The 10,517-nt window shown below is 53.7% G+C and carries 10 protein-coding genes and 2 pseudogenes; 7 read left to right on the forward strand and 5 right to left on the reverse strand.

Annotated elements, in window-relative coordinates; all coding sequences use genetic code 11:
• Positions 1–129: pseudogene (locus tag FTT73_RS15185) on the forward strand (APH(3'') family aminoglycoside O-phosphotransferase); the annotation flags it as partial.
• Positions 130–144: 15 nt separating this feature from the next.
• Here the strand turns inward: FTT73_RS15185 and FTT73_RS15190 are convergent.
• Positions 145–905, reverse strand: a protein-coding gene (locus tag FTT73_RS15190; protein WP_085947932.1) for an IS5-like element ISKpn12 family transposase whose coding sequence is annotated in 2 segments (ribosomal slippage) — positions 145–581 and positions 581–905 — 762 coding nt in all. Because the reading frame shifts where the segments join, the coding sequence is not laid out codon by codon here.
• A 288-nt stretch (positions 906–1,193) separates the two neighbouring features.
• A complete protein-coding gene (locus tag FTT73_RS15195) occupies positions 1,194–4,199 on the reverse strand; it encodes a Tn3-like element Tn3 family transposase (RefSeq protein ID WP_001143775.1) in 3,006 nt (1,001 codons plus the stop codon).
• Positions 4,200–4,359: 160 nt separating this feature from the next.
• Here FTT73_RS15195 and FTT73_RS15200 point away from each other — a divergent pair, with 160 nt between their 5' ends.
• The 5 genes from FTT73_RS15200 to FTT73_RS15220 all read left to right on the forward strand — a co-directional run bounded on the left by FTT73_RS15200 (position 4,360) and on the right by FTT73_RS15220 (position 8,330).
• Positions 4,360–4,917, forward strand: a complete 558-nt coding sequence (locus FTT73_RS15200) for a recombinase family protein (protein WP_001217881.1) — start codon at positions 4,360–4,362, stop codon at positions 4,915–4,917.
• Between the two features lie 182 nt (positions 4,918–5,099).
• Positions 5,100–5,960 (forward strand): broad-spectrum class A beta-lactamase TEM-2, encoded by an 861-nt coding sequence (locus tag FTT73_RS15205; protein WP_011645017.1) that lies wholly within the window; start codon positions 5,100–5,102, stop codon positions 5,958–5,960.
• A gap of 181 nt (positions 5,961–6,141) precedes the next feature.
• The gene (gene aac(3)-IIe, locus FTT73_RS15210; protein ID WP_000557452.1) at positions 6,142–7,002 is read left to right on the forward strand and encodes an aminoglycoside N-acetyltransferase AAC(3)-IIe; all 861 of its coding nucleotides are present in this window, start codon (positions 6,142–6,144) and stop codon (positions 7,000–7,002) included.
• 12 nt (positions 7,003–7,014) lie between these two features.
• Positions 7,015–7,557, forward strand: coding sequence for an AAA family ATPase (locus tag FTT73_RS15215; protein ID WP_002063889.1), 543 nt, complete (start codon positions 7,015–7,017; stop codon positions 7,555–7,557).
• 581 nt (positions 7,558–8,138) lie between these two features.
• The gene (locus FTT73_RS15220) at positions 8,139–8,330 is read left to right on the forward strand and encodes a hypothetical protein (RefSeq protein WP_040234282.1); all 192 of its coding nucleotides are present in this window, start codon (positions 8,139–8,141) and stop codon (positions 8,328–8,330) included.
• Between the two features lie 163 nt (positions 8,331–8,493).
• Here FTT73_RS15220 and FTT73_RS15225 read toward each other — a convergent pair whose 3' ends face one another.
• The 3 genes from FTT73_RS15225 to FTT73_RS15230 all read right to left on the reverse strand — a co-directional run bounded on the left by FTT73_RS15225 (position 8,494) and on the right by FTT73_RS15230 (position 10,331).
• Positions 8,494–8,679, reverse strand: a complete 186-nt coding sequence (locus tag FTT73_RS15225) for a hypothetical protein (protein WP_004197549.1) — start codon at positions 8,677–8,679, stop codon at positions 8,494–8,496.
• Positions 8,680–8,951: 272 nt separating this feature from the next.
• The gene (locus tag FTT73_RS16545; RefSeq protein ID WP_306415568.1) at positions 8,952–9,560 is read right to left on the reverse strand and encodes a DUF6596 domain-containing protein; all 609 of its coding nucleotides are present in this window, start codon (positions 9,558–9,560) and stop codon (positions 8,952–8,954) included.
• A 10-nt stretch (positions 9,561–9,570) separates the two neighbouring features.
• Positions 9,571–10,331, reverse strand: a protein-coding gene (locus tag FTT73_RS15230) for an IS5-like element ISKpn12 family transposase (protein WP_085947932.1) whose coding sequence is annotated in 2 segments (ribosomal slippage) — positions 9,571–10,007 and positions 10,007–10,331 — 762 coding nt in all. Because the reading frame shifts where the segments join, the coding sequence is not laid out codon by codon here.
• 59 nt (positions 10,332–10,390) lie between these two features.
• Between FTT73_RS15230 and FTT73_RS15235 the strand changes: the two are divergent.
• Positions 10,391–10,517 (forward strand): annotated as a pseudogene (locus tag FTT73_RS15235) (APH(3'') family aminoglycoside O-phosphotransferase); the annotation flags it as partial.

Consider the following 10,517-nt stretch of genomic DNA (forward strand, 5'->3'; position numbering starts at 1 on the left):
AGTACGCCGCAGCTCGATCTTTTGGCTCGTGTCGAACGAGAGCTACCGGTGCGGCTCGACCAAGAGCGCACCGATATGGTTGTTTGCCATGGTGATCCCTGCATGCCGAACTTCATGGTGGACCCTAGGGTCAGGACTCATTGCTCATAGCCAGAAGATAACGGTCGCAGCGAGAGCGATGGCGGAGAGAAAGGCCATTGGGCACCGGTCGTAACGCGTAGCGACACGCCGCCAGTCTTTGAGACGCCCGAACATGATCTCGATCCGGTTGCGCCGTTTGTAGCGGCGTTTGTCGTATTTGATGGTCTTCTTGCGGGATTTTCGACCTGGAATGCAGGGAGTGATCCCCTTCGCCTGTAAAGCGTCACGATACCAGTCGGCATCATAGCCACGGTCGGCCAGCAACCATTTGGCCTTGGGAAGTTCATCAAGCAAGGCGGCAGCACCGGTGTAATCGCTGACCTGGCCTGCCGTTATGAAGAAGCTGATCGGGCGACCACTCGCATCCGTTACGGCATGAAGCTTGGTGTTCATGCCGCCTTTCGTGCGTCCAATCAGGCGGCCCGCGCCCCCTTTTTTACCCGCAAGCTGGAAGCCGTGCGGTGGGCCTTGAGATAGGTCGCATCGATCATGATGGTCTTGTGCTCTGCGGCTTCAGGCACGGCCAGACCTTCCATCATCTGGATAAATACGCCCTTGTCGCCCCAGCGTTTCCAGCGGTTATAAAGCGTCTTCGCCGGGCCATATTCCTTCGGCGCATCACGCCAACGCAGCCCGTTGCGGTTGACGAAGATGATGCCGCTCAGAACGCGTCGATCATCAACGCGCTGGCGGCCATGGCTCTTGGGGAAATAGGGCTGAAGACGAGCCATTTGCTCGTCCGTCAGCCAAAACAAATTACTCATCAGTCGGGCTCCTATACGCCCATCTGAATCACAGCCGTCAGTTCAAATCAATGGGTCCTGACCCTAAACACGGCATCCGCCGAAACGGTCGCTCATGCGCGTGAGCTTCTTGGTCCTTCGCTGCTTGCTATTCGCGCGGAGGCGGAGCGGGCGGCGAGACGACGCGGATAAACGCTTGGCCAAAAAGCCACCAACGGCGACGGTCCTCCACCTCGGTCAAGCAGCGAGAGGTAGAGTGATATCTCGATAGGTATAGGGGTCTGACGCTCAGTGGAACGAAAACTCACGTTAAGCAACGTTTTCTGCCTCTGACGCCTCTTTTAATGGTCTCAGATGACCTTTGGTCACCAGTTCTGCCAGCGTGAAGGAATAATGGCCGAGCATATTGATATGTCCGTGGCAAAGCGGGGAGAGGCGTGCGATATCTTCATCATTCAGTGTTTCACCCTGCGCCCGGAGATGATCCAGAGCTGCCTGCATATAAATAGTGTTCCATAACACGACGGCGTTAGTGACCAGCCCCAGAGCTCCCAACTGATCTTCCTGACCGTCGGTATATCGTTTTCTTATCTCACCTTTTTGACCGTGACAGATGGCTCTGGCAACTGCATGACGGCTTTCTCCCCGATTAAGCTGGGTCAGAATGCGCCGGCGGTAATCTTCATCATCAATATAATTAAGCAGATACAGCGTTTTGTTGATGCGCCCCACTTCAATGATTGCCTGAGTCAGTCCGGAGGGACGTTCACTTTTCAGCAATGAACGGACCAGCACTGAGGCCTGTACTTTGCCCAGCTTCAGGGAGCCTGCGGTCCGGATCATTTCGTCCCACTGAAGGACTATTTTTCGGGGATCTGATTGCCCTCTGGCAATATCATTCAGCACGCCATAGTCGGCATCATGGTCCATTCGCCAGAAAACCGAAGCACCGGCATCAGCCAGGCGTGGAGAAAACTGGTATCCCAGCAGCCAGAAAAGGCCAAAGACAAGATCGCTGGCACCTGCCGTATCGGTCATAATTTCGGTTGGATTCAGCCCGGTCTCCTGTTCCAGAAGGCCTTCCAGCACAAAGATAGAGTCCCTCAGCGTCCCCGGTATAACGATGCCATGAAAGCCGGAATACTGATCGGACACAAAGTTGTACCAGGTGATCCCTCTGTTATTACCAAAGTATTTGCGGTTCGGTCCGGCATTGATTGTTCTGACTGGCGTAACAAAGCGCATTCCATCTGCAGATGCCACTTCTCCTCCACCCCATATCTGTGCCAGTGGCAGCGTTGCCTGAAAATCAACCAGTCTGGCATTAGCGCTGGTGATAGTTTCAGCCCGCAGATAGTTCGCTTTTGTCCAGTTCAGCCGGTGTCGGGTCAGTGCAGGAACATTTGATCTGATCAGTGGTTCCAGACCGATATTGCAGGCTTCAGCCATCAGCACGGCGCTGATGCTGACGGGCAGATCATCAACTCTGGCACTGGCTTCACTGGCATGGAAAAACTCATCAGCAAATCCGGTATGGGCGTTAATTTCGAGCAGCAACTCCGTTAAATCCACCGGAGGGAGCAGATCACTGATCATTTTGCTCAGTCGTTTCAGACTGTCCGGCTCATCAAGACTGGCGAGGGGAGAAATTGTCAACCGGGGCTTCGGGCCAGAAACATCGAGTTCGACAGCCTCATTTTCGCCAAGACGTGCAGCAACCTGTCTGTAACGACTATCAAGCTGATGGCCCAGAGATTTTATTGCTTCCTGCGGGTCTGTCGGGTGCCCCAAAGAACGATAAACCTTAATCCGATTTGCCTGCCAGTCAGCACCCTGTAGTAATCTTGCACGAGGATCTCCCCACCGGTTACTGCCGGTAACGTAGACATCCCTCCGTCTCAGACTATCCTGCAGTTTACTGAGAAAGCAGAGCGTGTATCCCCTTCGGGTGATATGTTTTTCCTTGTTAATCACCAGCCGTTTCCATGACTGACTGATGATTTCCGTTGGTGCGTCGTCAAAAAACTGCCGCCGTGAGCTGAACTCCCGGCTGAGGTAGTCACAGGCATTCAGAGTGGTAACCCCGGCAGGTGCGGATGAAAATTTAACGGTATTCAGCAGATGGGGCAGGAAACGACGAACGCGCCCGTACTGCTCCACCATTTCGTCATGAAAATTATCGTCTGAGGGCCGGGCAATTTCACGGACAAGCGTGATGATTTCAGCCAGCTTTTGCCTAGGGATGTAGCTGAACACCTCAGCACGAATCGATTCGTCCGGTGTTTCTTCTTTCAGCAAGTACGAACATGCGCTGGCGAGCGCCAATGCAGATTTATCCAGATCCTTCAGCGAGCGGAGCCGTTTTTTCTGCCCAATCTTTCTGGCGTCACGGATGATAACGGCCAGCATGGCGTCCAGAACGTCCAGTGCATCATCCAGCGCCAGCGTTTCCCATGCAAGGACAAAGGCAACCAGAACCGCCATCCTTTTCTGCGGTGACATCCTGGCAATATTGAACACCGAAGTCATACCAGCATAACGTGCGAGATTTTTCAGGCGCACAGCCGGGAGTGTACTCAGGTTTTCAGCATGCAGGCCAAAATCGTTCAGAGTTTTCCAGCGTTCAATTGCTTCATTAAACGCCGGACCACTGATGGTCACAGGGCCTTTTTTCAGTGATTCCAGTAAAGACAGGCGGCTGCAATCAGTTGGCCCCAGCAGCATCTCCAGCTGTGAACGCTGTTCGGCTGACGGTATCAGTGCCAGTTTGTTCCACAGGCGCAACGTCGCCTTTTCCCTTACCTCTGAAATCAACCGGGTCAGCGTGGTGGCTCCGGGGAGAATAATACGATGTTGCATAAGCCACCCTGTCGCCAGGTCGAAAAGCAGGCCAGGACGTTCGTTGCTTATCCAGCTCCGGGTATATAAAAGACGGGTAAGGCGAAATGTCCAGGGCCAGGCAAATTCACGATACTGATAGTGCTGACGTATCAGCGCTGCATGCTCACGGCGGGTATTTTCCCTCTGACCGTATTCTGCAAGAACGGTGATATCACGAATCCCGAGCTGTCTGGCGGTAAAATGCCGGACGCCGGAAGGAATATGATTCATGTCAGTAAGAAAAGTGCCCAGAAAACGCACACACCCGATTTGCAGGGCAATACCAAGTCGATTGTGATCACCCCGGCTTTTCCCGATAAATTCTTTATCCGCTTCATCAAGATGAAAATAACGCGCCAGCTGAAGTTCATCGGGTTCGCCAGTGAACCTGCCATAACTCTCAACCTGCTCAGTGGTCAAAAAATCAACGGGCATATCGGCCTCCCTGCCTGACGGCTTTTTTAACACAACTGCAACCGTTCGAAATATTATAAATTATCAGACATAGTAAAACGGCTTCGTTTGAGTGTCCATTAAATCGTCATTTTGGCATAATAGACACATCGTGTCTGATATTCGATTTAAGGTACATTTTATGCGAATTTTTGGTTATGCGCGGGTCTCAACCAGCCAGCAGTCCCTCGATATTCAGATCAGAGCGCTCAAAGATGCAGGGGTAAAAGCTAACCGCATCTTTACCGACAAGGCATCCGGCAGTTCAACAGATCGGGAAGGGCTGGATTTGCTGAGGATGAAGGTGGAGGAAGGTGATGTCATTCTGGTGAAGAAGCTCGACCGTCTTGGCCGCGACACCGCCGACATGATCCAACTGATAAAAGAGTTTGATGCTCAGGGTGTCGCGGTTCGGTTTATTGACGACGGGATCAGTACCGACGGTGATATGGGGCAAATGGTGGTCACCATCCTGTCGGCTGTGGCACAAGCTGAACGCCGGAGGATCCTAGAGCGCACGAATGAGGGCCGACAGGAAGCAAAGCTGAAAGGAATCAAATTTGGCCGCAGGCGTACCGTGGACAGGAACGTCGTGCTGACGCTTCATCAGAAGGGCACTGGTGCAACGGAAATTGCTCATCAGCTCAGTATTGCCCGCTCCACGGTTTATAAAATTCTTGAAGACGAAAGGGCCTCGTGATACGCTTATTTTTATAGGTTAATGTCATGATAATAATGGTTTCTTAGACGTCAGGTGGCACTTTTCGGGGAAATGTGCGCGGAACCCCTATTTGTTTATTTTTCTAAATACATTCAAATATGTATCCGCTCATGAGACAATAACCCTGATAAATGCTTCAATAATATTGAAAAAGGAAGAGTATGAGTATTCAACATTTCCGTGTCGCCCTTATTCCCTTTTTTGCGGCATTTTGCCTTCCTGTTTTTGCTCACCCAGAAACGCTGGTGAAAGTAAAAGATGCTGAAGATAAGTTGGGTGCACGAGTGGGTTACATCGAGCTGGATCTCAACAGCGGTAAGATCCTTGAGAGTTTTCGCCCCGAAGAACGTTTTCCAATGATGAGCACTTTTAAAGTTCTGCTATGTGGTGCGGTATTATCCCGTGTTGACGCCGGGCAAGAGCAACTCGGTCGCCGCATACACTATTCTCAGAATGACTTGGTTGAGTACTCACCAGTCACAGAAAAGCATCTTACGGATGGCATGACAGTAAGAGAATTATGCAGTGCTGCCATAACCATGAGTGATAACACTGCGGCCAACTTACTTCTGACAACGATCGGAGGACCGAAGGAGCTAACCGCTTTTTTGCACAACATGGGGGATCATGTAACCCGCCTTGATCGTTGGGAACCGGAGCTGAATGAAGCCATACCAAACGACGAGCGTGACACCACGATGCCTGCAGCAATGGCAACAACGTTGCGCAAACTATTAACTGGCGAACTACTTACTCTAGCTTCCCGGCAACAATTAATAGACTGGATGGAGGCGGATAAAGTTGCAGGACCACTTCTGCGCTCGGCCCTTCCGGCTGGCTGGTTTATTGCTGATAAATCTGGAGCCGGTGAGCGTGGATCTCGCGGTATCATTGCAGCACTGGGGCCAGATGGTAAGCCCTCCCGTATCGTAGTTATCTACACGACGGGGAGTCAGGCAACTATGGATGAACGAAATAGACAGATCGCTGAGATAGGTGCCTCACTGATTAAGCATTGGTAACTGTCAGACCAAGTTTACTCATATATACTTTAGATTGATTTAAAACTTCATTTTTAATTTAAAAGGATCTAGGTGAAGATCCTTTTTGATAATCTCATGACCAAAATCCCTTAACGTGAGTTTTCGTTCCACTGAGCGTCAGACCCCGTATAGTGTTTTGCAGTTTAGAGGAGATATCGCGATGCATACGCGGAAGGCAATAACGGAGGCAATTCGAAAACTCGGAGTCCAAACCGGTGACCTGTTGATGGTGCATGCCTCACTTAAAGCGATTGGTCCGGTCGAAGGAGGAGCGGAGACGGTCGTTGCCGCGTTACGCTCCGCGGTTGGGCCGACTGGCACTGTGATGGGATACGCGTCGTGGGACCGATCACCCTACGAGGAGACTCTGAATGGCGCTCGGTTGGATGACAAAGCCCGCCGTACCTGGCCGCCGTTCGATCCCGCAACGGCCGGGACTTACCGTGGGTTCGGCCTGCTGAATCAATTTCTGGTTCAAGCCCCCGGCGCGCGGCGCAGCGCGCACCCCGATGCATCGATGGTCGCGGTTGGTCCGCTAGCTGAAACGCTGACGGAGCCTCACGAACTCGGTCACGCCTTGGGGGAAGGGTCGCCCGTCGAGCGGTTCGTCCGCCTTGGCGGGAAGGCCCTGCTGTTGGGTGCGCCGCTAAACTCCGTTACCGCATTGCACTACGCCGAGGCGGTTGCGGATATCCCCAACAAACGATGGGTGACGTATGAGATGCCGATGCTTGGAAGAAACGGTGAAGTCGCCTGGAAAACGGCATCAGAATACGATTCAAACGGCATTCTCGATTGCTTTGCTATCGAAGGAAAGCCGGATGCGGTCGAAACTATAGCAAATGCTTACGTGAAGCTCGGTCGCCATCGAGAAGGTGTCGTGGGCTTTGCTCAGTGCTACCTGTTCGACGCGCAGGACATCGTGACGTTCGGCGTCACCTATCTTGAGAAGCACTTCGGAGCCACTCCGATCGTGCCAGCACACGAAGCCGCCCAGCGCTCTTGCGAGCCTTCCGGTTAGAGGCCGTCGACAATGATAATCTGGATCAACGGACCTTTCGGCGCCGGAAAGACGACTCTCGCTGAGCGGCTGCGCGATCGGCGTCCGAAATCGCTGATCTTTGACCCTGAGGAAATCGGGTTCGTGGTGAAAGAAACGGTCCCCATACCAGCGAGCGGAGACTATCAGGATCTCCCCTTGTGGAGGGGACTTACGATCGCTGCGGTCAGCGAGATTCGCAGGAATTACTCGCAGGACATCATCATCCCAATGACGCTCGTGCACCCGGACTATCTGACTGAGATACTCGACGGGTTAAGGCAGATCGACGATCAGCTGCTGCACATCTTTCTGATGCTTAACGAGGACCTATTGCGTCACCGGATCTCGAACCAGACCATGCATCCTGACCCGAATCGGAATGCGGAGATTCGAGAGTGGCGATTAGCGAATGTCGCCCGATGCTTGGCCGCAAGGGAACGGCTTCCGTCCACAACCCGTGTTCTCGATAGTGGTGCACACACCAGCGATGAACTTGCAGCGATGGTGCTCGACAGACTCGATCAGCGCACCTGATCGCCTTCGACGCCTGCGCAAAGGGTAGCGCGAGGGTGGTGGTCTCAGTCTGCTTTGCGATTATTCTCCTAAGCCGTACCGCCTGACGGTCGGTTTACGTGACGCGAATGGGCGACTTCCGTTTCGGAAAAGCACCACCGCGGCATAGAGACGCCAGCTGCCGAAGCCTCCGCCTTGAAGGGACACGAACCGTCGACCCGCAAGTTGGTCTACTAAGTGATTGAAATCCAAACGCTCAGGCAAGCGGGGTGTCGGCTGTAGCGTAACGTTAAATTATAGAACCTAAAGCTCCAAATGCTAAATGGTATCAAGGGGCCAAATAGCGGCGGCTACAGTCGCCGCCTTTAACGGATAACAACCCGCAACGACTTTCGAGCCTGATTGGCTTCGCACGGCCTAGACACCAGGGTTGCACATATTTCCAGCATACAATTACACTATAGCTGGATCAAGCCCAAGGTGCACGCCGTACTACGACGCACTTGATCTAAAGTTGGCCCTTATCTCATTGAGACGGATAAAGAAACTCCTCGCAAAGCTCGATTTGTGGCTTCAGCATCGCGGTTCGGCGGTGGACCGCCGTGGTCATCGGCTTCATCGGAGTGCTTCTCGTGGTCAAGCCGGGCTATCTGCCGTTCCAATTGGGTCATTTGGCTGCCATCGGCACCGGGCTGGCCACGGACGCGGCAATCATCATCCTCAGGCGCGTCGGCGGAAAGGTGAAGACCACCAGCATGCTGGGCATCAGTGCCCGGCGCTTGCAGCGCGGCTGAGGCACGACATATGAAGGCGTAGCTGGAAACCCCCGTCAGGCCAAAATTGGCGACAGGGTCTAGATCCCTTATTCTAAAGCGCGGACCGACCCATAGTCGCTATTGGAGTGTCTCAAGCCGCAGGTCGTAGAAACGGCCGAGGCTCCTCAAATGATCGACGATGTCAGCAACAGATGGTCACGCTTTCCTTATCGCTGGCAGATTTTATCGACCACCTCACCAACACGGTCGAAGTCTTCTGCCAGCAGATCGCTCTCTGCAAAACATAGCAATCTTGTCCTACTGCGGTGATTGGGCAGCCGGTGGCGAAGATCTCATCAACGAAATCCGGGATCTGATCTTTACGCATTTCATCCTCCTGATGGCAGGGCGCCGATCGCATGATCTGAATAAGGTATGATCGTCATGGCTGACTGACCGCGCGACGCTTTCAGCGGCGTTGAGGCATAACCGGAGAGCCGCCGTTCATACGTGATGCGGCCTGCACATAGGAAACATGTCCTCACCGTAGAAGTGCAGCCGGATATGATGGCGCCGGCACAGCCAGCGGACGTTCAAAGGCTCGTCATACCTGTCATGATGCGCGTCCACGTGCGCGCAATCACCGTCAATCGACTGATGTTATCCAACATCTGTCCGAGACCCTGCCAGGCATTCCTCAGCGCGCGTGACCAAGAACAACTTTTGAGGTAGGTTGGTGCTGAGTACGGCCGCAGCCTGATAGGCTGCCGCAGCTTGGTCTTGGAAACCAAGACGCGAAAGGAAATCCGCCCGCGTCGCGTGAAAAAGCGGGTAGGTCTCCACGTCCCACTCGTCCTCAATCGCCTTAAGGACCGCCATCCCTGCAGCGGGGTTCATGGCCCACGACACAGCGACTGCTCGATTGAGGGCAACTACGTATGTAGGGCTCAACAGGAAGAGCGCGTCATATCTCGCCAGTATCTCTCGCCAATTGGTGTCTCGAAAGCTCGCAGCCCGCGCGTGACAAGCAGAAATCAACGCTTGCAGAAGATACCATCCAGTGGGAGACGACATGCGGCATGCTCGCTCAACTATCTCCAGACCTCGACGTATGAGCAATCGATCCCACAAGCCACGATCCTGACGATCGAGCGGCACTGGCAAGCCTTGACGATCTTGTCGGGCAAGCAGCCGAGAGCACTGGAGTTCCATGAGGGCTAAAAGACCAAGTACCTCAGGCTCCTCTGGCTTGATATGCGCTAGGGTCAGGACTCATTGCTCATAGCCAGAAGATAACGGTCGCAGCGAGAGCGATGGCGGAGAGAAAGGCCATTGGGCACCGGTCGTAACGCGTAGCGACACGCCGCCAGTCTTTGAGACGCCCGAACATGATCTCGATCCGGTTGCGCCGTTTGTAGCGGCGTTTGTCGTATTTGATGGTCTTCTTGCGGGATTTTCGACCTGGAATGCAGGGAGTGATCCCCTTCGCCTGTAAAGCGTCACGATACCAGTCGGCATCATAGCCACGGTCGGCCAGCAACCATTTGGCCTTGGGAAGTTCATCAAGCAAGGCGGCAGCACCGGTGTAATCGCTGACCTGGCCTGCCGTTATGAAGAAGCTGATCGGGCGACCACTCGCATCCGTTACGGCATGAAGCTTGGTGTTCATGCCGCCTTTCGTGCGTCCAATCAGGCGGCCCGCGCCCCCTTTTTTACCCGCAAGCTGGAAGCCGTGCGGTGGGCCTTGAGATAGGTCGCATCGATCATGATGGTCTTGTGCTCTGCGGCTTCAGGCACGGCCAGACCTTCCATCATCTGGATAAATACGCCCTTGTCGCCCCAGCGTTTCCAGCGGTTATAAAGCGTCTTCGCCGGGCCATATTCCTTCGGCGCATCACGCCAACGCAGCCCGTTGCGGTTGACGAAGATGATGCCGCTCAGAACGCGTCGATCATCAACGCGCTGGCGGCCATGGCTCTTGGGGAAATAGGGCTGAAGACGAGCCATTTGCTCGTCCGTCAGCCAAAACAAATTACTCATCAGTCGGGCTCCTATACGCCCATCTGAATCACAGCCGTCAGTTCAAATCAATGGGTCCTGACCCTAAAACTCTTCAATGCACGGGTCTGATCGACCTTGGGCGGCTCGGAACAGCAGATCGCTATGCCGATTTGGCACTCATGATTGCTAACGCCGAAGAGAACTGGGCAGCGCCAGATGAAGCAG

This window comes from Acinetobacter sp. YH01006 (assembly GCF_013420445.1).
In the GTDB taxonomy this organism is placed as follows: Bacteria; Pseudomonadota; Gammaproteobacteria; order Pseudomonadales; family Moraxellaceae; genus Acinetobacter; species Acinetobacter pseudolwoffii.

Excerpts from the sequence above, each read along its gene's own strand:
- FTT73_RS15195 (WP_001143775.1), bottom strand. The coding sequence starts at position 4,199 with ATGCCCGTTGATTTTTTGACCACTGAGCAGGTTGAGAGTTATGGCAGG.
- FTT73_RS15200 (WP_001217881.1), top strand. The coding sequence starts at position 4,360 with ATGCGAATTTTTGGTTATGCGCGGGTCTCAACCAGCCAGCAGTCCCTC.
- FTT73_RS15205 (WP_011645017.1), top strand. The coding sequence starts at position 5,100 with ATGAGTATTCAACATTTCCGTGTCGCCCTTATTCCCTTTTTTGCGGCA.
- FTT73_RS15215 (WP_002063889.1), top strand. The coding sequence starts at position 7,015 with ATGATAATCTGGATCAACGGACCTTTCGGCGCCGGAAAGACGACTCTC.
- FTT73_RS15225 (WP_004197549.1), bottom strand. The coding sequence starts at position 8,679 with ATGCGTAAAGATCAGATCCCGGATTTCGTTGATGAGATCTTCGCCACC.